Origin of the sequence: Bacillus sp. FSL M7-0307 (genome assembly GCF_038627835.1) — a bacterium.
GTDB classification, from domain to species: domain Bacteria; phylum Bacillota; class Bacilli; order Bacillales; family Bacillaceae; genus Bacillus; species Bacillus altitudinis.
Map to the genome: position 1 here is coordinate 361,405 of NZ_CP152023.1, position 24,515 is coordinate 385,919.

The window sequence follows — 24,515 nt, forward strand, 5'->3', positions numbered from 1 at the left end:
TGTTAAAAGGTCAGCGTCTCACCATCTTGAGGGACAAAAATGGCCTGATCTGCATGATTCTCTTGAATGTAAGATTTTAATGCGGCTCTTGTTAATAAACAATGATTCACGGCTTCAAGGTGACAGGCGATGATTTGAGCTTGTGGTTGAGTATGGTGAATGTCTACAATCTCTTCCTTTGTCATCGTAATGGGATCTCCCTCTAAAAATTGGGCAGCCCCACTATTGACCACAATAATATCTGGCTGGCATGTATTCACAACCTCTTTCGGCTCATCACACCAAATGGTATCTCCTGCAATATAAAGAGTAGGCTCATCAGGATGAGAGAAAACAAAACCGCTCACTTGTCCCATCCGTTTAGCGGTTTCTCCTGTCCCGTGCTGCCCGCCAGTTCGTTTGATATGAACACCGCAAATTTCCATTTCATCTTCAATGCATGTAACATGCTGAAATCCAGCTTCTTTTACTTCCGTGCGATCTTTCTCTGATTGAGTATAGATCGGCAAAGTTTGAGCTAATCTCTTTTTTGCCTCGTCGTCAAAGTGATCTACATGTAAATGAGTGAGCAGGACAGCATCCGGCTGTAATATCTTGTCCAAATCAATGTTTGCAGGCAGCTCAACAATTGGATTGTTTACATGTTGATTGGCAGTATGCGGGAACGGTGGATAGGTTCCTTTTGCTGCTAAAAAGGGATCGATTAAAAATGTTGACGAACCATATTGAAGGTATAAAGTAGCATTACGAATGAGTGTTATTTTCATTAGAAAGGCCTCCTTTTTTTCTCATTAAGTTTACAGTATATTAAAAGAGCCTCATGTGACAGAGGATCATGAAAGTCTTTCAGCGGAACGACTTGATTTTTGAAAGAGGTGAGCCAATGCTAGACAAAACAGATATGGATATATTAAAAGAACTCTCAAAGAATAGTCGATTGACGATGAAAGCACTTGGTGAAAAAGTCCATTTAACCGGTCAAGCTGCTAAAAATAGAGTTTTAAAGCTTGAAGAAGAGGGGATTATTGAAGCCTATACCATTTCAATTAACTGGCGGACACAGCAGAACATCCAAACATTTTTGCAGCTCTTTACCCGAAGTCATGATCATGAACCGCTTTTATCGTTTCTCCATCAAAAGGAAGAAATCAAAAACCTGTTTAAAATTAGTGGAGAGGGCTGTTATATGGCTGAAGGACATTTCTCCAGTCATGATGAGCTTGATCAATTTTTAACGGAGCTAACAAAGCATGCAAATTATAAATTGTCTATCGCTGTGAAACGTCTCACTCATCAAGAATAGATGAGGCGCAGGAGGAAATAAACGATGAAAAAATTAATCGAACATCAGGTTGAGCCGATCACAAAGGAAAGAATCAAAGCGGATTTGGTTCAACTCGGTGTGAGGCAGGGCATGACCTTATGTGTCCACTCATCCTTGTCATCTATTGGCTGGGTGAATGGAGGAGCTATAGCCGTTATACAAGCTATGATGGATATTTTAACAGATGAAGGAACACTGATTATGCCGGCACAAACATTAGAGCTGTCTGATCCTGCTGATTGGATCAATCCGCCTGTTCCTTATTCTTGGTGGAAACCGATCAAAGACACGATGCCTGCATTTGATCCGGCTTACACAGCTCCAACAGCAATGGGAAAGGTAGCGGAGACCTTTTGGAAATACCCAGGCGTAGAAAGAAGCAATCATCCTCATTTCTCATTCACTGCCTGGGGGAAAAGGAAAGATGAAGTGTTGAACCACCATGCGCTTCCTTATGGTTTAGGAGAAAATTCACCTCTTGGACGTATGTACGATCTTGATGCAAAAGTGCTGCTAATTGGCACGTCATTCGAGAGTGTGACAGCTTTTCACTTAGCTGAATATCGAATCTCACAGCAAGACCTCATGACACGAGGGGCCCCCATTTTAGAGAATGGTTGGAGGGTGTGGAAAGAGTATCAAGATATCATCACAAGAGAAGAACTATTTGAACAGATTGGTCGTGACTTTTTACAATCAGGATGTAGTTATAACCACAGTCAAATCGGGCTAGCCAATTCGTATTTATTGCCGATGAGAGAATCAGTCGATTTTGCAGAAAAATGGCTTGAGCAGTACGACCAGGCGTGATCTAAGCAGTCTGAAAATCAAAATAATAGAGATCTTGATCAGGGTGCTCAGATATATAGCAGGTGAGCTGATAGTCTCCTTTTGGAATGGAGAAAGACAGTACCTGTGCCATGACGCTTGTCAGATAAACATGATCTCTTGATTGAGCAAATGGCACTGTGATGACTCTATCAACGGATGATGGAGGCTCATGGCTGTTTAATGTCACGATAATAGAAGCCTTTCCGTTATTGATGCCTTCAAAAGAAATACCTCGATCCCCAGTTGCGAATCCTTGAAGAATATCGTCATCTGTCCAATCAATCACAGGTGGCGTCGTGCTTCCAGTGTATACGGTGATTTGGTGATAGGAGATAGATAGGGGATACGTTTGATTTAAATCATTCATATAGATTAACTCCTTCATTCATAAAATTTGTCCAGCTGGCGATCATGTTGAAAAGTGAATGTTTGAAAGTATGATAATTGAAGAGAATGTTAGGCAGCAAGACGATTGTCGCCGTCTTGCGCTACTGTTTGAGGGATCTAGATGTGAAATTGCGAAACCATTTCTTTTAGGTCTCCTGCTAAATAGGCGAGAGCCTCTGATGAAGCTGTTACTTCTTCCATTGCTGCAAATTGTTCTTCTGTTAAACCTGCTACTTGTTGTGAATGTTCACTCGTCAGTTTAACGCCTTCTGTGATAGAGGCAAAGGTCTGCTTCGCATCATTTGTATAAGCTGCGATTTTTTGGGATGCATCTGATAAATGTTTAATGCCATCTGCCATTTCCTTCATTGACTGCTGAATGTCAATAAATGATTCCTCTGTATGAGATATAAGAACAGCCCCTTGAGCCGCTTCCTCTCGTACTCGTTTAATGGCACTCGTCGAATGATTCATCTCTTTTTGTATTTCGGAAATGAGATGTGAAATCATGTTGGATGATGTTTGCGATTCTTCTGCGAGCTTCCTCACTTCGTCTGCCACAACGGCAAAACCTTTTCCATGTTCACCTGCGCGTGCTGCCTCAATGGCCGCATTAAGAGCAAGTAGATTTGTTTGGTTAGCGATATCTGTAATCACTTTGGAAATTTGATCAATCTCGGCTGAACGTGTTTCTAGCGCTTGAATTGCTGTACCGTTCTCTTCAATAGATTTTGCAATAGATGTCATTTGTGAATTGACTTCACCGATATTTTGTACACCTTTTTGGGCCATTTCTTGTGCGGACTGGCTTCTTGTTGCCATTTGTCCCGCATTTTCAGTGATGTTTACCAGCTCGTTAGATACTTGTCTCATCGTGTGCTCACTAGCTGTCATTTGGGCTGATTGCTGTTCAGACGATTGAGCGACTTCTTGAATGGTATGGGTAATTTTTTCTGATGCTGCACTCGTTTCTTCTGCGCTAGCTGACAGCTCCTCAGAAGAGGTGGCTACTAATTCAGATGTTTTGATTACATTTAAAATGGTGTGATTTAATTTCTCACGCATCTTATTAAAGTGACCTGCCAGCTCAGAAAGTTCATCGCCTGTGTGATCTGTCACGTTGATGGTTAAATTTCCTTCGCCTGCACTCTTAATAGCAGATGCCATATGTTTGAGACGTGTCTGAATCCGCTTTGTGAAAATAGAAATAATGATAACAGAAACAATTAAACTTAACAGTAGAACCGTGACAAATTGAATAAAGAAAGACTGAAGCATTTGTGAAATCATGCTTTGATTTGCACCGGTATAGAAAATACCAATCGTTTCCCCTGTATCATTTTTGATGGGCATATAAGCCGTTTGGTAGTCTTTCCCGGCAACATTGGCTGTTCCGTAATAATTCTCGCCTTTATCCAAAACAGCGGCCTTTACTTCAGGTGAGACTTCGGTTCCTACAGCTCGTTTCCCGTTTAACATGACATTTGTGGCAACACGGGTATTTCCTTGGAAAATCGTGATTGTATCACCAGTATATTCGGCTAATTGATCAACCAATGTGTCATGGTTATTGATTTGAGTATTTCCTTTGTAAAGCTTGCCATCTTTTATCTGCCACGAGCCAGCAACCTTTTCAGTTAGGTAAGCGTATCCTAGCTTTAGATCGCCTTTTGCTTTTTCGGTGGCCATTTGCTTAATGTTCTCTGTCATTTCGCGGTTCACTACATAACCAACAACTGCTGAAAATACGATGAGGACACTTAAAAAGATCAGCATTATTTTGGCGCCAAGCCTCAGTTTTCCTTTTTTCTTCATGCTTTTTACTCCTTTAGGTATAAGGTAGGGGTATCCCTCCTTAAGGATTATCGGCATGAAAAAAATGTTTGATATACGTGAATGCACTTACACAGAAATTTTTGTTGTGAAAAAAGGAAAGATAGTGCTACTCGATAATAAATTGGATTCTTGTGCCATCAGGATCATCTGATAATTGATGACTTACCCAAGAGCCTGCCCCCCTATTATCCGAAGGACGTACATATTTGACAGAAGCCCCTGCTCCACCTTCTTTACACATCGCCATTGGCCATTCATCACGATCATAACCACGCTTTGTTGGAATGCCATGAAGTGATTTGTCTCTTTGCTCATCACTATTTTTTCGATCAATGGTGCAAATGGAAGAATGACCTTCGTCAATAGCTTCTTCTATGTGCTTCGCGGTTTCTGGATATCGATCTGATGGAAAGTGAATGGTTTTGTCATAAGAAGAGTTTGTCGTCTCTTGTTTATGTTGCCCTAGTTGGACATAGCCTGTCGCTATACCAATGACAATCAATAAAAGCAAGAGAATGGTTTTAAGAAGTTTCATAGATGCTAGCTCTCTTTCTCTTTAGCGTATTTTGTAAACAGAAGTATAGCAGAATTACTTACCAATTTCTCCTCGTTTTGAAAAAACGTCTTTTAAAGTTCGAAAAACGGTTTTTACCTGTTTATGCTCTTTTCCTCGTTGTACAAACTCATAAAAATTTAATTTTGCTGCTCAAAAAACATATATGCTGATGCAAAATGGCTTTATGATTGGTTTTTGGGCTAATTTCAAGATTTTAACACACAGAAATTTCAAAAAAATAAAATTGACTAGACCGATATGCTTTAATAATATGGAGTCAAATATCAAAAAATGTCGTAATTTATCAAAATATGATTCTAATTACATTGCAGGAGGGAAGTACAAATGGCGGATGTCTCTTATCGGCTCGGAATAGACATAGGTGGAACATTTACTGATTTATCGCTGATGAATGAAGCGACAGGGGAGCTGACTGAACTCAAGACACCTACAGTGACAAATGACCCAGCTCAAGGAATTATCAATGGGCTGAAACTTCTAAAAGAAAGAGGTGTCGATTTATCCAAAATACAATATCTCGTACACGGGATGACAATCGGTCTTAATACATTATTGCAGAGAAAGGGAGCAGATTTAGCCCTTTTTGTAACAGAAGGTTTTCAAGACATTTTGTCATTACAGCGTTTACGTCTACCCATCCCTTATGACTTCAATTCTCAATTGCCAGAACCATTGATACCACGAAAACATGTATATCCAATCTGTGAAAGGCTCATACATGATGGTTCGATCAAAAAACCTCTCCAACTGCAGCAATTAGATGATGCTGTCCAGCAGGTCATGTCTAAAAAACTAGCAGGCATTGTCATTTCTTTTTTACATAGTTATCAGAATCCAGTTCATGAATTACAAGCTAAAGCCTATATTCATCACCATTACCCACAGTTAGAAGTCCTGACGTCTTCTGAGTTATGGCCCCAAATGAGGGAATATGAGCGGACAGTGATGTCTGTTGTCAATTTGTACATTCAACCAAAGGTGAAACAATATTTACAAACGTTGAAAAGCCGCTTGAAAGAAGAAGGTGTACCAATTTCTCCATACATTACCCAATCAAATGGTGGTTTAATGGATGCAGAAAGTGCAGCCACTTCACCCGTTAAAACACTTTTTTCTGGCCCGGCAGCTGGTGTAATTGGTGCGGCGAGAATTGCAACTTCTGCAAATGAACCCAATTTAATTACGTTTGATGTTGGTGGCACAAGTGCAGATATCTCGATCATTCAAAATGGGCAGCCTACAATGGCTCAATCGAATCAGCTTTCAGGATTTCCGATCATTCTTCCATCTGTTGCAATGTATTCGATAGGGGCTGGCGGAGGTTCTGTCGCATGGCTTGATCAAGGCGGGCTTCTTAAAGCAGGACCGGAATCAGTTGGCTCGCAGCCTGGACCTGCTTCGTATGGAAAGGGAAAAAAGGCTGCTTTAACCGATGCATTTCTCATATGCGGTTACCTCAATCAAGATCGGTTTGCCGGAGGACATTTACAATTGCAGCGGTCTGCAGCGGAAATAGCCTTTCAGCCAATTGCTGATCAGCTTCATAAAACGGTCGAACAGGCGGCTGACCAGTTGATTCAAGTGGCTGTTGCCAATATGTACACAGAACTAAGCAATGTCATGGAGCAGCAAGGGTTTGATCCTAGAGATTTTAGTTTGTTGGCATTTGGCGGGGCAGGGCCTGTTGTTGCGAATTTCCTTGCGAGAGAAATTCATGCAAAAAATGTGGTCGTCCCTCCAAGTCCAGGAACATTATGTGCGCTAGGTGCACTTACAGCCGATTTTATCCATGATGCTGTGTTGTCTAAGAAAATCTGCTTACAAGACTATACGATTGACGAATTAAAACAAGATTATGAAATGCTTTCTCGCAAAGCAACGGATTGGTTCAGCCAGCAAAACATTCAACATATCAAACAAACGTCCATTTTGTTATTAGCAGATGCCCGCTATCAAGGACAGGCATTTGAGATTGAATTGCCATTAACGGTGGATTGGCTAAAGCAGGAACAAGACGTCTATCACCTGATTGAAGCTTTCCACAACCTGCATGAGCGTCAATATGGCCATAGAGATGATCAGGCGAACATTGAATTTACTCATTTGCGAGTTCGGGTTATAGGTGAAACGCCTCCACTGCCTTTCTCTCCTGTTGATGAAAGCAGCGGACAGCCTTTAATACCACAATCATACAGACGAATCTTTATAGAAGAAAAAGAGTACGAAGCATCTGTTTACAATCGGAGTACTTTGTCATTAGGTGCTGTTGTGAAAGGACCTGCCATCATTGAGCAAGATGATACGACAACATTGATTTTGCCAAACTGGGCAGGCAGCATAGACCATTCAGGAAACTTGGTGATTTCAAGGGAGGCGGCTTTACATGGGAACTGATCCAGCAAAGCTTGAGATGATGAGGAGTTATTTTAATGCGATTGCATCAGGCATGGGACATGTCATTGAGCGGACATCCTTTACAACATTCGTAAAAGAATCGGCGGATTTTGCCACAGCATTAGCCACGCCTTCTGGGGATTTCTTTGTTTACCCAAAAACAGTCGGTGTCACGATCTTTTTAGGGCTGAGTCTCAAAAAAGCGATTGAAGAAAGCGGACCGATGCAGCCTGGTGACATTATCATCACAAATGATCCTTATACGACAGACGGTTTAGCGACTCATTTGCCAGATGTCCATATCATCAAACCCATTTTTATAGAAGATGAAATTGTCAGCTATGCCTGGTCTTTTGTTCATGTAAGTGATGTGGGAGGTCTTGTCCCTTCAAGCATTTCTCCAACTGCAACAGATGTTCATCAAGAAGGATTAAGAATTCCACCAGTGAAAATCTATGAAGGTGGAAAAGAGAATCAGGTTGTTCGTACCTTTTTAAGAGCTAATAGCCGGGCGAGTCATTTAAATGATGGCGATATTAATGCGATGATTGCCGCTGTTAATACAGCAGAAATCAGACTAAAAGAAATGATCGAGAAATTTGGAAAAAACGAAGTGAAGCAAGGAATGATTGATCTGCTGAAGCAAGCAGAGGATCGCGCAGGCAAAGTAATTGAAGCCATCCCTGATGGAACGAGTGAATTCGCTGATTACTTGGATGATGATATGATTTCGGACGTGCCGATCCGATTAAAGATCAAGCTGACGGTCAAAGGGAAACAGCTGACACTGGACTTCTCTGAGTGTGACCCGCAAGTTAAGACAGCTTTTAATCTTGTCACCAATGGTCAAAAGCACTCCTTCTTGTATCAAGGGTTGATCAATTACATCATTAGTAAAGATCCTTTTATTCCGATTAATGGTGGGATTACGTATCCGATAGACGTGATTTCACCTAAAGGAACGCTTGTCCATCCAGAATATCCGGCTTCTGTCGGTATTCGGCATTCCATTACAATGAGACTGTATAATGTCGTGCTAGGTGCTATTGGTAAGCTGTTGCCTGAAGCAGTGCCGGCGGCAGGTGCAGGTCAATCTGCTATCGTCGTTCTCTCTGTTCCTGATGATCAAACAGGAGGCAGAAAAATGTCTGTGGTCGAACCGTTAGGCGGAGGCGGCGGTGCTCAAAAAGGGACTGATGGAGTAGATGGAATTGATCATTCGTCAGGATTTTTAAAAAATACACCCATTGAGAGCTTGGAACAGCATATTGATATTCATGTACACCGATATGAACTGCTGCCAAACACAGGTGGAGCAGGGGAACATAGAGGGGGACATGCAATTGGTTTAGAATTTGAAATGATCAAGCCAGAATCGATGGTGACGGCACGAGGAATGGAACGAATGAAGTTTCAACCTTGGGGGTTAATGGGCGGACGTGCAGGAGCAATTGGTGAGGTGAAATTGACCAAACCAAATGGGGAGACACAAAACCAGCCGAAAATTGATGTCATGCGTCTTGAAAAAGGCGATATTGTTCAATTGGTTTCACCAAGTGGAGGAGGATGGGGGAATCCATTTGCTAGAACGAAAGAAAAAGTCCTTCATGAAGTGGAAGCAGGGCTATTAAGTGAAGGAAGAGCACTTCAGCAATATGGCGTCAAAGTCTATCGAGATCATAATGAATGGAAAATTGATGACGAACAGACGAGCAGGCTTCGTGAAAAGGTGAATGATGCTGATGCTGTCGCTTGGGATTTTGGAAAACAAAGAGCAGCTTATGAGAAAGTGTGGACGGACGAAGCCAGCAGTGAGCTTGCTGTGCAGCTTCGTTCATACCCAGCAAATGAGCGTACGCACTATAAACATGCGGTTCATTCTCATTTTAGTCATAGACAAGAACCGTTAACAAAGATGGATATTATTCAAGCACTTCATCAGTTGAATCAACAAAAAGGGGGAAACGAATTATGAAAAGAAGATTAATGACCATATTTGCAGGTGTCCTATCCATCATGTTACTGCTGTCTGCATGCGGTGGAAATGGGCAGGACCAAAGTAAACAGCAGCAGACTGTGATCGTTGGTGTCTACGGAGGGGATTGGGAAAAGAATATTAAGCCAATCCTCGAAAAGTTTGAAAAGGATACAGGCATTAAAGTACAAACGGTCTCTGGGGCAGATTCTGAATGGTTTACAAAATTAAAAGCATCTAATGGTAAAAATCCACCGTATGATTTGCTTATTTTACAGCCTGATACGATTCAAAGAGGTATTGCGGCAAACGTTCTTGCGCCTATTGATGAAGATCAAGCACCGAATGTGAAAAAGCTTTATCGTTCTGTTCAAAAGAAACTCACTGTTGATGGAAAACAATATGCAGCAGGCTTTAGTATGGGACAGCTTGGAATTGCTTATAGAAAAGATCTTGTCAAACAGGAGCCAAACAGCTGGACAGATTTATGGAGCGATCAGCTGAAAGGGAAAGTGGCGATTTCTTCCCCAACTTATTCAGCGGGCTTACAATTTTTCTCTGCACTTGTCCATGCTCAAGGAGGGACAGAATCAAATCCTAAGGATATTGATAAAGCATTTAAAAGCCTAGCACAATTAAAAGGGCGTGTAGCTGCTTTTCCTGATAACCCAGGGTCTATTCAAACGCTGTTAGAACGTGGTGACGTGACGGCAGTTCCATATTGGGATGGCCGAGCATTTGCACTTGAAGAAGAAGGGATGGATATTGGATTCTCATATCCGAAAGAAGGCGCTGTGGCAGCAGTTGCGAGCTGGGCGTTAACAAAGGGAAGTCAGCATGAGGAAGCGGCTTATAAGCTATTAAACTACCTTAGCGGGAAAGAAGCTCAAGAAGCCTTCTCAGAAAAATCTTACTATGGCATGTCGAATTCTGATGTGAAATACGGAGACAAAATTAAGGGGAAAGTGAAGGTTGGCGAAAATTATTATAGCAAGCTGACTTGGGTAGATTACGAAACAGCGACTTCGGAGCTCGGTCAATGGACAAATCGATGGAATGAAGTATTAGGCGGAGGAAAATAGGTGATCGCATGAGTGGAATCAATTTAGAACATATCAGCCAGCATTTTGGCGAGCAGATTGCTCTTGATAATGTCAGTCTTACGGTAAAAGAGGGAGAGTTTTTCTCCCTTCTTGGCCCTAGTGGCTGCGGAAAATCAACTTTACTCAATATCATTGGTGGTTTTTTAGAACCGACAAAAGGAGTCGTCTATATTGGTGATCAGGATGTGACGACTTTACCTCCTTATCAAAGAAAAACGGGGATGGTCTTTCAAAGCTATGCACTTTTCCCACATCTCACCGTATTTGATAATGTTGCATATGGGTTAAAGGTTCAAAAGAAAAAGAAAGCGGAAATCAAGCAAAAGGTGATGGAGAGTTTGTCTCTTGTTCAATTAGAGTCATTTGCCAAACGTATGCCGCACCAATTAAGTGGAGGTCAGCAGCAACGGGTCGCCATTGCACGGGCACTTGCCATCCAGCCTGCTGTTCTTCTTCTGGATGAACCACTCAGTAACTTAGATGCAAAACTAAGAAAAAATATGCAGACGGAGCTGCGAAATATTCAACGGAATGTCGGGATTACGACTATTCTTGTGACGCATGATCAGGAGGAAGCCTTAAGTCTTTCCGACCGAATTGGGATATTAGGTGAGGGGAAAATTCAGCAGATTGGGACACCTTTAGAAGTATATCGTCAGCCAAATAATCGTTTTGTTGCTGAATTTATCGGACAGGTCAATCTATTTGAAGCGGAATATGATGAAGTTACTTCCACATACACTGTTCCACATTTCATTCAATCAAACGGGAAGCAAGTTCAGCTAAAAGTTGCCGCATTTAAAGAGAAGAGCGAGAAGCATTTACTCATGCTGCGTCCTGAGAGAATCAAGTTATCTTCTGTCGGGGAGGAAGTTCAGCCAAATCATGTCACAGGCGTGTTGGCAGATGTCAGTTATATTGGGCACTCTTTACGTTTGGTCGTTGGGCTTAATCAAGGTGAAATCATTGTCCATGCATCAGACGCAGCATTTCCCGAGCTGCCTCAAGTTGGAGAAACTGTGCATATTCATTGGCAGCCTGAAGATATTGTGTTCTTAGATTCGAAGGTGCATGCGTGATGCGAATCAAAAAAAAGAATCAGCGCTTTCATTGGTTTATGCTGCTGCCAGCTTGTTTGTTTCTAGTTGTATTCCTTCTTGCTCCGCTTGTGATGATGTTTGTCCTCAGTTTTCGTGATGTGGATTCGATGATGAATACGTTACAATCCTATAGTTTGTCTCAATATTTACATGTATTTACGACAGATGCATATGTGAAAGCAATTGGAAGTACTGTGTGGGTGGCCTTACAGACAACGGTGATTTGTTTATTGATGGCATATCCAGCAGCTTATGTGCTAGTGAAAGCACCTCACCCAAGATTGCGGGCTTTTTTCTATATCTTACTTGTATCGCCGCTTTTGACGAGTGTCGTCATTCGGACATTTGCATGGATCGTTCTTCTTTCGCAAAATGGCTTGATCAATGGCATGCTGATCGATTTACATCTGATTGAGAAACCGTTATCGATGCTGTGGAATATGAATGCGGTCATTATTGCTTATGTTCAAGTGATGCTGCCTTTTGCAGTGCTGCCTATTGCAACGAGCTTAACTGATATGGACCGTCACTTAAGACCGGCTTCTATGAGTCTTGGTGCTGGTCGTATTCGGACATTTTTTCATGTGACCTTGCCGCTTACGATTCCAGGCATGATCACCGGAGCAATTATTGTCTTCTCACTTGCAGCAGGAAGCTATATTACTCCTCTGCTAGTCGGTGGACGGATGCAACCGCTCTTGCCACTGTCCATTTATCAGCAGGTCATGCAGGTGTATAATTTGCCTCTTGCCGCTGCGATGTCCTTTACTTTATTGATTTGTGTGCTAGCGGTCGTCAGTCTATTAAGCTATCTATTGAAGCGTTGGGAGGCGAGGATGCATGCGTAAAAAATCAATAAGTGACCGTTTGCTTTCGGTTCTGATATGGACCGCAGGCTCACTCGTTTATCTCTTTTTAACCGTACCTGTTCTTGTCATTGTTCTTTCTGCTTTTAGCCCGAATGCCTTTCCTGAATTCCCGCCGACTTCGTTTTCCGTTCGCTGGTTTCATGAGGTCGTGTCGAATCCAGAATGGATGGAATCTTTGCGTATCAGCGTGATTCTGTTATTGATTGTGACGCCGCTTACTGTTCTTTTAGGAACGATGGCTTCTTATGCTTTAGCAAGGCTTTCCTTTAAGGGAAAGGAAGCTGTTCAAGCCTTTATTTTGTCACCTCTTATGATTCCTCAGGTGGTATTAGGGATTGCGATGCTGTATTTGTTTACGGCTATGGGCTTTACAGGGTCTTTGTGGGCATTAGTCATTGGGCATGTCATCATTGGTTTTCCTTATGTGGTACGAACCGTGGGTGTCAGTGTTTCAAATCTTGATCCACGTCTTGAGCTAGCTTCCATGAATCTTGGTGCAGGGCCCATACGTACTTTCTTTCGTGTGACACTGCCCTTGATCAAGCCTGGCATTATCGCAGGTGGAGTGTTTTCTGCTGTGACATCATTTGGTGAAATCTCGATTAGTTTGTTCGTTTCTTCACCTCAAACCATTACGATTCCCGTGAGGACGTTTAATTACATTGAGCAAACTTTTGATCCGAGTGTCAATGCGATATCTGTCATATTTATTATCATTTCTATCATTGCGTTGCTCATTATTGAGAAAACGATTGGTCTGTCTAAGGTGATGTAAATATAATGAAGAAACAAGGAGCTGTCATTTGAAATGACAGCTCTTTTTGTATTGTTTTTTATGGTAAAAATATTCAAAGTTTTAGGGAATATAGTTCTTAAGGTTTAAGAAAATGCGAGGCGTGATAGGAGACCTCTCTCCTACATTTTCGGTCATATTTGAAAAATTTAAGGAAAAACATGAAATTTTTGCGGTAATTGGTCATTTATTTTCGGTGGAACGCAACTATTATTAGTTATTTTCGGTAAATATCGTAAATTATGATGTGATCCCTTCGGCATAACGCATGAATCTTTACACCCATTTTTCGGTGAAAAAAACAATAATTTCATATAAAGTGGACGTAAATAGAAAATATCTAAAAGAAAAGAAGAAAAAGGCAAATCTATGGAAACATAGAGACGCAAAGCCATGTCCTAAGGTAAAAGTTTCCTTTTTTGCTATGGTCGGCAGGTTACCGAATCAAAATGGGAGTCCCTCCGTTTTATTCGGGGTGGGCTCCTTTTCTGTTATTCCGTCTATTTCAATGAAATAGACTTGGTTCTTTTGATATAGAGGGTGCAGGGTATCACAGTTGGTGGAGAAAACATAGAAGAGCGGAGGATGAGAATGAGTACAGTTTATTACCCCTTAACACATGCGCAAAAGCGAGTATTCTACACGGAAAAATTTTATCCAGGCACAAGTATTTCTAATTTGGGTGGGTTTGCCAAGTTAAGATCGGTATCAGGTCTAAATCCTTCTTTGATCGTGGATGTGCTTCAAGCGTACATTCGTGAAACTGATTCTCTTCGTTTAAGGCTAGTGTATCAACATGAGCAGGAGGAGCCCGTTCAATATATCAAGCCATATGAAAAACAGCCGATTCGTTTGGTGAAAGGCTGGAGTGAAAAGGAAGTCAAGGCGTGGGCGAACGAGGAGATTCGTGAGCCGATGGAACTGATTGACCGTTCTTTAATCGAATTTACGGTCTTTCAAATCAGTGATCAAGAGTGCTGGCTGTTCTGTAAAGCGCATCATATTGTGGCTGATGGTATTTCAATTATCTTGATGGGAAACCGAATCATTGATCTATACCATGACATGCTGCAGGGGACAGACATCTCCCCAATTGAAGACATTTCCTTCGTTGATCACATCATGAGTGAGCAAACGTATGAATCTTCTAAACGTTTTCAGAAAGACCAAGCTTTTTGGAACGAGCAATTTGCCAATATTCCAGATTTCGCTTCTTTAACACCGCATAAAGGTTACGAGATGAGCTTACATGCGGAGAGATTTTCAGGGGATATTCCTGATTCTTTAAAGGAGAAGCTTCGAGTCTTTTGTGAAGAAGAGAAAGTCAGTATGCTTTCTATGTTTATGTCCGCTGTCTATATTTACTTGCACCGATTTAGCGGCATGGAGGATGTGGTCCTTGGAACTTTTATGGGCAATCGGACAAATGCAAAGGAAAAAAAGATGATTGGGATGTTTGTGTCGACCATTCCGATGCGCGCATCTGTGCAAGGATCCCTCACGTTTCTGGATTTCGTGAAGCAGGTCATGGCGGATCAGATGAAGATCTTGCGTCATCAAAAATATCCTTACAATGTGCTCATGAATGATTTAAGGGAAAGAGATGGATTTACAGGACGCCTGTTTGATATTTCTTTAGAGTATCAGGTCATGCAGTGGCAGAAAAAAGAGAATCTTTCGTTCATTACGGAGCCGATTTTTAGTGGAAGCGGGATGAATGATATATCGATTCATGTGAAAGACCGCTGGGATACAGATACATTGACCATTGATTTGGATTACCGTACAGACCTATTTAGTGAAGCCGATATGAGTAAGCTGTTTGATCGATTGATTATTTTGCTGGAGGCGGCAGTCTCTCAGCCAGATCAGCTGATTGGGGCTCTCTCTTTACTGCCAGCAGATGAACAAAAGCAGCTGCTTCAATTATCTAAGGGAGAAGCATTTGATTTACCAGGAGCGAAACCAGTTCACCACTTATTTGATGAGGCAGCTAAAACGTATTCAGAACGGGCAGCTGTGGTTGCGGAAAATGGAACGTTCACTTATGGAGAGCTGTATCAAAAAGCGGACAAACTGGCACGATTTTTACAGATGAAAGGTGTCTCGGTTGATGTACCAGTTGCCGTTTTAATGGAACGGACGGCAGATGCGATGGCTGCCATTTTTGGGATATTAAAAGCTGGCGGTGCATATGTACCGATCGATCCGGCATTACCTGAGGAACGCATTCAATTTATTGTAGAAGATTCTGGTGCTTCTATCGTTTTAACAGAAGAATCGTTTGTTCAGCAATATTCATCCATTGCGGAAAAAATGATTGTCCAGCAGCATATGGAATTAGAAGATCGTCCGCTGCCTGAGCTGATCGATCAGACGACATCACAGGATTTGGCTTATCTCATTTATACATCGGGTACGACTGGAAAGCCGAAGGGAGTGATGATCGAGCATCTTCAGCTGCATCATTTGGTTCATGCCCTGCATCACGAAGTGTATGAGGGGGCAAATCAGCTTCAAGTGGCGCTTCTTGCACCGTTCCATTTCGATGCATCTGTTAAACAAATCTTTGCTGCTCTTTTATTTGGACATACGCTTCATATTGTGCCAAGAGAAACGACACGAAACGGTGTACAGCTAGCGGCTTATTACAAAGAACATCAAATTAAGGCAACAGATGGAACGCCAGCACATGTGCAGCTTTTACTTGCAGCTGATTTGGATGGGCTTGCACTGACTCATATGCTGATTGGGGGAGAAGCACTCCCTGCGAAAGCAGCGCAGGCGCTGATTGAAGCTGTGCGTGTCAGCCAGCCGGATTTTACCTTGTGGAATGTGTATGGTCCGACAGAAACGTGTGTGGATGCGGCGGTTCACCGTCTAGATCTCAGTGAGCTGCAGAAGTCACCAGAACAGCGCTTTGTGTCAATTGGAAAGCCACTGGGCCATCACCGGATTTATATTTTAAATGAACATGAACAACTACAGGTGCAGGGAGCTGTGGGAGAACTATGCATTGCGGGAATAGGAGTTGGACGGGGCTATGTGAATCAGCCTGAATTGACGGAGAAGGCATTCAGACCAGATCCATTTTTTCCTGAAGACCGGATGTATCGCACAGGTGATGTAGTGAGATGGCTTCCAGACGGCACAATTGATTACCTTGGAAGAATAGATGACCAAGTAAAAATAAGAGGTTACCGCATCGAAACAGGTGAAATTGAGGCGGTCATGGAGCAGGTAGACGGAGTCGATCAGGCTGTTGTCCTTGTCGTGGATGAACCGGACGGTGGAAAGGCTTTAAGTGCTTACTATCAAGCACGACAAGAATTTCTTTCCGTGGACACCCTGCAAGCCGCTATCAAACATCAGCTGCCAGCTTATATGATGCCGCTTTATTTCAAGCAGCTTGAGGCATTTCCACTGACAGTGAGTGGGAAAGTCGACCGGCGTGCGCTTGCTGCATTAAAGGGAGACAAGGCTGTCAGTGCTGTTTATGTAGCGCCTAGAAACGATGTAGAAACGAAGCTTGTTCGGTTGTGGGAAGACGTTCTTCATCAAGAGAACATAGGTGTGTACGACTCATTCTTTGACATAGGCGGGCATTCACTCAAAGCGATGAAAGTTCTTACACTCGTTCAGCGGGCTTTTCAAGTGGAGGTCCCTTTATCTGTTTTATTTGAACAGCAAACGATTTCAGCACTTGCTGTTTATATTGAACAAGCGGAAAAGTCTTCACAAGTGGTCATACCGAAAGCACCGACTGCCGCCGATTATCCACTGTCACCAGCGCAGCAGCGTGTTTATATGGTGACTCAGCTGGAGCAGAGCATCGCCTATCATATGCCTGCCGTTGTGAAATTAAGAGGAACGCTGCAACGAGAGAAGTTGGAGGGAGCTTTTGAAAAACTGATCGCACGTCATGATATGCTGCGAACTTCTTTTCATACAGTCAAAGGAGTCCCTCGTCAGCGGGTAGCTTCATCCGTCCCATTTCAAATAGAACAGGTGACAGGCAGCACGATGGAAGAGAACATGCGTCAATTTGTCCGACCTTTTCATCTTGAGCAGGCTCCGCTTTTGCGTGTTGGGCTACAGTCTTTACATGATCAGGAGCATCTTCTCTATTTCGATATGCATCATCTGATTTCAGATGGTCTTTCAATTGATTTGATGCTGCGTGAGCTGTCTGACGCATATGAGGGATTAGTGAAAGCGCCATTGAAGCTTCAATATCAAGATTATGCTGTTTGGCAAGAACAACAGGCAGAGCAATTCGGTCAAATAGATGAAGCATTCTGGCTGAAAGAATTTTCAGGAGATATCCCTGCTTTGCAGCTGCTAACTGATTATCAGCGTCCGGCTGTCCAGTCTTTCGCTGGAGACCGCGTTCTCAGAAACATAGATGAGACGTTAACAGGCCGTTTGCAGGAGCTTGCAGCGAATCATCATACGACGCTGTATACCGTGTTGCTTTCTGCTTACTATACATTGCTTGCGAAATACACAGGTCAAAAGGAGTTTGTTGTGGGGACACCGACAGCAGGCCGGGTGCATGCAGATTTGAATGACATGATCGGCATGTTTGTCCAAACACTTGCTTTACGTTCAGAGGTAGATCCGAACGGTTCAATGACGCAGTTGATTGAACAAGTAAAGGAAAAGACGATGAGGGCGTTTGAGCATCAGCAATATCCATTCGAGCGGCTGCTTGAAAAGCTAAATGTGCAAAGAGATTTTAGCCGCCATCCATTATTTGATACGGTCTTTACTCTAACGCCAGATCATTCAACAGCCCAGCATATTGGAGAGATGAAAGTCGAAGTTGAGGAAACCAATTTCCATATTGCAAAGTTTGATCTCACACTTCAAGCGATGGAGTCAAGTCATGGTCTTTCCTTCGTCCTCGATTATAGTACGGCGTTATTTAAACGAAGTACAGCCGAGCAGCTGCTCAAGCATTATGTTTATCTTCTGGAGCAGATGGTCGAAGTGCCGGAGCAAGCGATTCAATCATACCGCTTACTGTCTGAACAAGAGGCAGAGGCTCAATTGAAGATGTGGAACCCGTTACCTACGCCTTATCCTGTGGAAGAAACCATTGTGACGCAATTTGAATCGCAAGTAGAGCAGCACGGTCATCAGCCTGCTTTGCAATATAAAGACGTGGTTCTTTCTTATCAAGAGCTGAATCACAGAGCGAACCAGCTGGCTCATTATTTACGTGAACATGGTTTTGGAAAAGGGATGACAGCGGCTTTATTCTTTGAACGTTCCAATGAGATGGTGTTGTCGGTTTTAGCTGTGCTAAAGGCTGGCGGTGTATATGTGCCAATCGATCCTGACTTCCCTGATGAGCGCATCAAGCACTTTTTGACAGACAGTGGTGCACAGTTTGTCCTGACCCATCAGGTGCTGCGTCATCGTTCTGTGCTTACTGCGTTTGAAGGGAAAATCATAGAAACAGAAGATCAAGCCGTTGATCAGCAGTCAGAGAGCAATCCAGTTGTATGTGTTTCGCCTTTGGACTTGGCGAATTTAACCTATACATCTGGTACGACAGGCAAACCTAAAGGGAACATGGTGACGCATCGGAACATTTTGAGAACAGTGAAGCAGTCGAATTATCTTACCATTCATCATGAAGACACGGTGATGAGCATTTCAAACTATGTATTTGATGCATTTATGTTTGATGTGTTTGGCGCTTTATTGAACGGAGCGAAACTCATTGTTTTGCCAAAGGATAACATCTTAAATATGAATGAGCTTTCTGGCGCGATTGAGAAGGAAAAAGTCAGTATTTTAATGATCACGACCGCTCTATTTCACTTACTGATTGATATGAAAAAAGGCAGCCTGAAAAACGTCAGAAAAGTGCTGTTTGGCGGGGAACGTGCTTCTGTGCCGCATGTTGTGGCAGCCCTTGAAACGGTTGGAGAAGACAAACTTATTCATATGTATGGACCTTCTGAAAGCACGATTTTTACAACGTATTATCCGGTCAATCACATTGAAGAACAAGCACTGTCGATTCCGATCGGAAAGCCGGTGAGTCAAACGGCTGTTTATATTGTCGATGAGTTTGGACATGTGCAGCCGCCGGGAGTAGCTGGAGAGCTTTGTGTCGCAGGTGACGGACTGGTCAAGGGGTATTATCGCCAGCCAGAATTAACGAGCGAAAAGTTTGTTGAAAATCCTTTCCGATCTGGTGAAGTCATGTACAAAACGGGCGATCTCGCACGATGGCTGTCAAATGGAGATATTGAATTTATTGGGCGAATAGATCATCAAGTCAAGATTCGAGGTCAGCGTATAGAGCTTGGCGAAATTGAACACCAGCTATTGCAGCATCCGCAAGTGAAGGAAGCCGTTGTCATTGCGTTATCAAATGAAACATTGTGTGCATATTTCACAGCAGAAGGTGCTGTTCCACTGTCGGATTTACGTGAGCAAGCAGGACGAGAACTCCCTGTTTATATGATGCCAGCTTTCTTCATGCAATTAGACGAGCTGCCACTAACGGGGAATGGCAAGGTAGACAGACGGGCATTACCGGTACCTGATGTAAGTGAGCAGGCGGCAAATGAATACGTCCCTCCTCAATCAGATACAGAGCGTATATTGGCACATATTTGGGAGGAAGTTCTTGAAGTGCCGAAAATCGGCAGACATGATCATTTCTTTGAATGCGGAGGTCATTCACTGCGCGGCATGAAAATGCTGAACAGGCTCTATGAAGAGATGCATGTGGAATGTACGTTGAAAACATTATTTGAATCACCCACTTTAGAGGCGTTTGCCCTTGCGGTGGATCAAACAGATCGAACTGAAATCAGGCGAGTGGAGAAAGCGGAAGAAGCGGCTTTTTATCCAGTGACATCTGCTCAGAAAAGATTGTTTGTTCTGCAAAAAATGACAGATGCCGAGCAGAGCTATCATATGCCAGCTGCTTTAAAGCTTGAAGGTGTATTTGATAAAAAACGATTTAAAAAAGCCATTGACCAGCTTGTTCATCGTCATGAAGCATTCCGTACGAGCTTTGACTTCGTTCAGGGTGAACCTGTTCAGCGAATTGAAACGAATGTTTCTGTGAACATTGAAAACATCGAAGGGGAAGGCCGAGACATTCAGCAATTAATGAATGATTTTATCCGTCCATTTGATGTAGAAAAAGCGCCGCTGCTCAGAGTGGGGCTTGTGTCTGAATCGGAGAGTGTTCATTATCTGTTGATTGATATGCACCACATCATTTCAGATGGTGCGTCTGTCGGTATTTTAATTGATGAGCTATCGACCTTGTATCGAGGAGACGAACTTGATGAATTGCCTATTCAATATAAGGATTATGCGGTCTGGTCAAACAGTGAAGAATCTCTTGTGAAAAAAGAGGCTGAAGCGGCGTTTTGGCTGGAACAATTACAAGGAGAACTGCCTGTTTTGGCGCTGCCTGAGGATCTTCCGAGACCAAAGGTTCAGACGTTTGAAGGGGGCCGCGTCGAATTCTCTATAGACGGTGCGCTTAAAGCGCAATTGGATGAGCTGGTTAGATCACTCAACGGTACAACGTATACAGTGCTACTTGCTTGCTACAGTACGCTTTTAAGCAAGCTTTCGAGACAAGAAGACATCATGATCGGTTCTCCAGTGGTGGGCAGAACCCATCCTGATATTCAATCAGTCATCGGCATGTTTGTGAATACGCTGGCACTCAGAACAAAACCAGAAGGACACCAGACATTTTCTCAATTTGCGTCAACAGTTCATGAGCTTGTGTTAGCGGCAAATGAACATCAACTTTACCCATTTGAAGAACTGGTGGACCAAGTACAAACGGTTCGCGACACAAGCCGTCATCCAATCTTTGATGTGGTGTTCTCGATGGAAAATGCAGATATCCGTGACTTGTCGATGGATGGACTTCACATTGTTCCGCAATCATTCAATGAGAACATAGCCAAATTTGACTTGACCTTAACTGGAAACGAATCTGACGATCAAATCGAGCTTGTGTTTGATTTTAATTCTTCTATCTTTGAGCAGTCGTCGATTGAGAAGTGGAAGGAGTATTTCCTTTACCTGATAGAACAAATGGTGTCAGCACCAGATCAATTATTAGATCAGATGCAATTATTATCACCAGCGCAGCAGGGAAATCTGCTTAATGAATGGTCAGGACCTGTCCTAGATGTTCCGACAGGTCAAACGGTTCATGCATTGATTAAGGCGAAGTCGCAGGAAGTATCTCATCAAAAAGCCGCTGCCTTCTGCGGCACAAGCTGGACGTATGAAGAGCTCAACAACCGGGCGAATACAGTCGCCGCAAGACTCATTTCCAGCGGCACAAAACCGGGAGACCGCATCGGCATTCTCACGCGTCCATCGCTCGAGATGACAGCCGCTGTTCTCGGTGTGCTCAAGGCAGGTGCGGCATTCGTGCCGATTGATGCCGATTATCCAGCGCAGCGCATGGCCTACATGCTGGAAGACTGCGGGGCAGAGGTCCTTCTGATTCAGAAAGGGCTCACTGCACCACCTTCTTTCACAGGTCATACCCTCTCAATAGAAGAGGCAGTAGAAGGAGAAGCGCACGAGATTCAGGTTCCTATCAAGCCAACGGATCTCGCCTATATGATTTACACATCTGGAACGACTGGACAGCCGAAGGGTGTCATGGTCGAGCACCAGTCCCTTGTCAATCTCGCCTACTGGCACAATGATGCCTTCCAGGTGACGAAACAAGACCGAACCGCCAAATATGCCGGCTTTGGCTTTGATGCCTCCATTTGGGAGATGTTCCCGACGTGGATCGCCGGCGCAGAGCTCCATATCATCGACGAAGCGATTCGCCTCGATATGATCAAGCTCAATTCGTATTTTAATCACGAAGGCATCACCATTGCATTCCTGCCAACACAGCTATGTGAGCAGTTTATGTCGATGGACAATCATTCTCTCCGTTACTTACTGACAGGCGGGGACAAGCTGAAACAGGTGAAGCCCGTTCCATACAAACTCGTGAATAACTACGGCCCAACAGAAAATACGGTCGTGGCGACAAGCGGGATCATTGATCCAGATCAAGGCACGCTTCCTATCGGAACAGCGATTGCCAATACTCGTTTTTACATTATGGGTTCGTTATATGACCTCTCGCCGCAAGGCGTACCGGGTGAGCTCGTAATTGCGGGGAAAGGACTGGCAAGAGGCTACTGGAATCTCCCAGAGGAAACGGACAAACGGTTTGTCCCAGATCCGTTTTATCCAGGAGAGCGCATGTACCGTACAGGTGATTTGGTGAAATGGACAGAGGATGGCGAGCTGATCTACCTCGGCAGAAAAGACCATCAAGTGAGCATCCGCGGATTCCGTATTGAGCTGTCAGAAATTGAAGCGCAGCTCCTTGCGCTGGATTCAGTCCAAGAAGCCGTCGTGACAACGGTCAAAGACGCAAGTGATCAAGACGCTCTTGTCGCTTACGTCATCACAGATGAAGAAACGGATACGCTGAAAGAAAGCTTAAAGCGCACCTTGCCAGAATATATGGTGCCATCATGGATCATCGAGCTAGACCAACTGCCGATGACGGCAAATGGAAAAGTGGATCTCAAAGCACTGCCAGCACCTGATATGGAAGCGAATCAAACAGCATACGAAGCGCCAAGAGATGAAGTGGAAGCACTGCTTTGCGGCATTTGGGAAGATGTGCTTGGCGTCAGCCAAGTCGGTATTCACGACCATTTCTTCTTCCTTGGCGGAGATTCGATTAAAGGCATCCAAATGGCAAGCAGACTCACGCAAGAAGGCTGGAAGCTCGATATGAAGCTGCTTTTCCAATACCCAACGATTGCGGAGCTTCGCCCATATATCGAAGAAGCGGACCTTCTCACAGCTGATCAATCACCTGTGGAAGGAGAGGTCATTTTAACACCAATTCAGCGCTGGTTCTTTGAACGGAACTTCAGCAGCCAACATCATTGGAATCAGTCCGTTATGCTCCATGCGGCAAATGGTTTGGATGAAGCGCTTGTCAAACAAGTGCTCGAGCAGTTAATGACCCATCATGATGCTTTGCGATTGGTTTATCCGATAGAAGAAGGACGCATCATTCAGCGTCATCGTGGAGTAGACGAAAACGATGTAGCGGTGGACGTGGTAGAAGTACAAGGAGAACGACCACAGCAAATCCAGCAGGTAGAAAAGCTGGCAAATGAAGTGCAGGCGAGTATTTCTTTAACAGAGGGACCATTAGTCAAACCTGCGATTTTCCGTACGGATCATGGAGATCACTTATTGCTCGTTGTACATCATCTTGTCATTGATGGTGTGTCATGGCGTATTCTCCTTGAAGACTTCATAGCTCTTTATGAGCAGGCGAAGCGTGGGGAGGAGCTGACACTTCCTGAAAAAACACATTCATTCCAAGCATATGCCCAGAAGTTGACGGAATATGCAGTGTCAGATGAGCTGCTGGCAGAAAGAGACTATTGGAAAAAGGTACTTGGGCATTTAACTGCACCTCTGCAAAAGGATCATGTTACAGAGGATCAAAGAATGCTGTATACAAAAACCATTCGCTTTACGCTGTCTGAGGAAGAAACACGCAGCCTACTGACAGAAGTACATGAGGCGTACCACACGGAAATCAATGACATTTTGCTGGCCGCATTGGGATTGACCCTGAAAGAGTGGACAGGAGAAGACAGACACTTTATTCATCTTGAAGGACATGGAAGGGAAGACATCCTTCCGGCGGTCAATGTGTCGCGGACCATCGGCTGGTTTACGAGCATGTATCCTGTGCTGCTTGATTTGTCGCATGCGGAGGATCTTTCCTATCAAATCAAGCTTTTGAAAGAAGAGCTCAGACACATTCCGAACAAGGGAATCGGCTATGGCATTTTAAAATACTTAACGCCTGACAAAATGAAGGACGGTATCGCATTTGATGTCATGCCAGATATCAGCTTTAACTATCTTGGTCAGTTTGATGAACAGATTGGCGGGGGTGAACTAAGTCGATCCACTTGGCAGGCAGGTCAATCATTAAGTCCAGAATCAGAGAAACCTCATGCATTAGATATTGTTGGTTTCGTAGAACAGGGCATGTTCCATATGACGATTTCATATCACCAGCTTGAATTCGAAGAGCAAACGATGGAGCAGTTCAAGGACCTTTTAGAAAAGAACGTGAAGGCACTCATCTCACATTGTGTATCACAAGATGAAGCGCAAATTACGCCTAGTGATGTAGGTGACGATGACCTGACCATGGATGAACTTGAAAAGCTAATGGATATATTTTAAGCAAACGAAGAGGTGGACT

The 24,515-nt window shown here is 43.5% G+C and carries 13 protein-coding genes and 1 riboswitch; of the genes, 9 read left to right on the plus strand and 4 right to left on the minus strand.

Annotated features, from left to right (window positions below):
* Positions 1-2 precede the first annotated feature (2 nt).
* Positions 3-767, minus strand: coding sequence for an MBL fold metallo-hydrolase (locus MHI41_RS01925; RefSeq protein ID WP_342494480.1), 765 nt, complete (start codon positions 765-767; stop codon positions 3-5).
* A gap of 116 nt (positions 768-883) precedes the next feature.
* Between MHI41_RS01925 and MHI41_RS01930 the strand changes: the two genes are divergently transcribed.
* Together MHI41_RS01930 and MHI41_RS01935 are read left to right on the plus strand one after the other, a co-directional pair.
* Positions 884-1,303 carry an Lrp/AsnC family transcriptional regulator gene (locus tag MHI41_RS01930; RefSeq protein ID WP_026050043.1) on the plus strand — a complete coding sequence of 140 codons (420 nt, stop codon included), beginning with the start codon at positions 884-886 and terminating at the stop codon, positions 1,301-1,303.
* A gap of 24 nt (positions 1,304-1,327) precedes the next feature.
* Positions 1,328-2,134, plus strand: a complete 807-nt coding sequence (locus MHI41_RS01935) for an AAC(3) family N-acetyltransferase (RefSeq protein ID WP_342494481.1) — start codon at positions 1,328-1,330, stop codon at positions 2,132-2,134.
* A 1-nt stretch (position 2,135) separates the two neighbouring features.
* Here the strand turns inward: MHI41_RS01935 and comJ are convergent, their stop codons facing one another.
* From comJ to MHI41_RS01950, 3 genes are all read right to left on the minus strand, one after another.
* Positions 2,136-2,522, minus strand: a complete 387-nt coding sequence (gene comJ / locus MHI41_RS01940) for a competence protein ComJ (RefSeq protein WP_342494482.1) — start codon at positions 2,520-2,522, stop codon at positions 2,136-2,138.
* 137 nt (positions 2,523-2,659) lie between these two features.
* On the minus strand, positions 2,660-4,357 hold the full coding sequence (locus MHI41_RS01945; RefSeq protein WP_342494483.1) for a methyl-accepting chemotaxis protein: 1,698 nt from the start codon (positions 4,355-4,357) through the stop codon (positions 2,660-2,662).
* A gap of 127 nt (positions 4,358-4,484) precedes the next feature.
* Positions 4,485-4,913, minus strand: coding sequence for a NucA/NucB deoxyribonuclease domain-containing protein (locus MHI41_RS01950; RefSeq protein WP_007498233.1), 429 nt, complete (start codon positions 4,911-4,913; stop codon positions 4,485-4,487).
* A 366-nt stretch (positions 4,914-5,279) separates the two neighbouring features.
* On the opposite strand from MHI41_RS01950, the gene MHI41_RS01955 reads away from it, so the two are divergent.
* The 7 genes from MHI41_RS01955 (at position 5,280) to MHI41_RS01985 (ending at position 24,496) form a co-directional block, all read left to right on the plus strand.
* Positions 5,280-7,349, plus strand: a complete 2,070-nt coding sequence (locus tag MHI41_RS01955) for a hydantoinase/oxoprolinase family protein (protein WP_342494484.1) — start codon at positions 5,280-5,282, stop codon at positions 7,347-7,349.
* Positions 7,339-9,324, plus strand: coding sequence for a hydantoinase B/oxoprolinase family protein (locus MHI41_RS01960; protein ID WP_342494485.1), 1,986 nt, complete (start codon positions 7,339-7,341; stop codon positions 9,322-9,324). Before MHI41_RS01955 ends, MHI41_RS01960 begins: the two co-directional genes overlap by 11 nt.
* Positions 9,321-10,406: an ABC transporter substrate-binding protein gene (locus tag MHI41_RS01965; RefSeq protein WP_224559191.1), complete on the plus strand. Its 1,086-nt coding sequence runs from the start codon at positions 9,321-9,323 to the stop codon at positions 10,404-10,406. The genes MHI41_RS01960 and MHI41_RS01965 overlap by 4 nt, the downstream gene beginning before the upstream one ends.
* Before the next feature lie 8 nt (positions 10,407-10,414).
* Positions 10,415-11,506: an ABC transporter ATP-binding protein gene (locus tag MHI41_RS01970; protein WP_342494486.1), complete on the plus strand. Its 1,092-nt coding sequence runs from the start codon at positions 10,415-10,417 to the stop codon at positions 11,504-11,506.
* Positions 11,506-12,375: an ABC transporter permease gene (locus MHI41_RS01975; RefSeq protein WP_008347830.1), complete on the plus strand. Its 870-nt coding sequence runs from the start codon at positions 11,506-11,508 to the stop codon at positions 12,373-12,375. The genes MHI41_RS01970 and MHI41_RS01975 overlap by 1 nt, the downstream gene beginning before the upstream one ends.
* Entirely contained in the window at positions 12,368-13,171 is an 804-nt protein-coding gene (locus MHI41_RS01980; protein ID WP_008347828.1) for an ABC transporter permease, read from the plus strand. Before MHI41_RS01975 ends, MHI41_RS01980 begins: the two co-directional genes overlap by 8 nt.
* Before the next feature lie 368 nt (positions 13,172-13,539).
* Positions 13,540-13,633: riboswitch (cyclic di-GMP riboswitch) on the plus strand.
* A 147-nt stretch (positions 13,634-13,780) separates the two neighbouring features.
* Positions 13,781-24,496, plus strand: a complete 10,716-nt coding sequence (locus tag MHI41_RS01985) for an amino acid adenylation domain-containing protein (RefSeq protein WP_342494487.1) — start codon at positions 13,781-13,783, stop codon at positions 24,494-24,496.
* Positions 24,497-24,515 lie beyond the last annotated feature (19 nt).

Excerpts from the sequence above, each read along its gene's own strand:
- MHI41_RS01980 (WP_008347828.1), top strand. The coding sequence starts at position 12,368 with ATGCGTAAAAAATCAATAAGTGACCGTTTGCTTTCGGTTCTGATATGG.
- MHI41_RS01985 (WP_342494487.1), top strand. The coding sequence starts at position 13,781 with ATGAGTACAGTTTATTACCCCTTAACACATGCGCAAAAGCGAGTATTC.
- MHI41_RS01970 (WP_342494486.1), top strand. The coding sequence starts at position 10,415 with ATGAGTGGAATCAATTTAGAACATATCAGCCAGCATTTTGGCGAGCAG.
- comJ (WP_342494482.1), bottom strand. The coding sequence starts at position 2,522 with ATGAATGATTTAAATCAAACGTATCCCCTATCTATCTCCTATCACCAA.
- MHI41_RS01960 (WP_342494485.1), top strand. The coding sequence starts at position 7,339 with ATGGGAACTGATCCAGCAAAGCTTGAGATGATGAGGAGTTATTTTAAT.
- MHI41_RS01955 (WP_342494484.1), top strand. The coding sequence starts at position 5,280 with ATGGCGGATGTCTCTTATCGGCTCGGAATAGACATAGGTGGAACATTT.
- MHI41_RS01965 (WP_224559191.1), top strand. The coding sequence starts at position 9,321 with ATGAAAAGAAGATTAATGACCATATTTGCAGGTGTCCTATCCATCATG.
- MHI41_RS01950 (WP_007498233.1), bottom strand. The coding sequence starts at position 4,913 with ATGAAACTTCTTAAAACCATTCTCTTGCTTTTATTGATTGTCATTGGT.
- MHI41_RS01975 (WP_008347830.1), top strand. The coding sequence starts at position 11,506 with ATGCGAATCAAAAAAAAGAATCAGCGCTTTCATTGGTTTATGCTGCTG.
- MHI41_RS01925 (WP_342494480.1), bottom strand. The coding sequence starts at position 767 with ATGAAAATAACACTCATTCGTAATGCTACTTTATACCTTCAATATGGT.
- MHI41_RS01945 (WP_342494483.1), bottom strand. The coding sequence starts at position 4,357 with ATGAAGAAAAAAGGAAAACTGAGGCTTGGCGCCAAAATAATGCTGATC.
- MHI41_RS01930 (WP_026050043.1), top strand. The coding sequence starts at position 884 with ATGCTAGACAAAACAGATATGGATATATTAAAAGAACTCTCAAAGAAT.
- MHI41_RS01935 (WP_342494481.1), top strand. The coding sequence starts at position 1,328 with ATGAAAAAATTAATCGAACATCAGGTTGAGCCGATCACAAAGGAAAGA.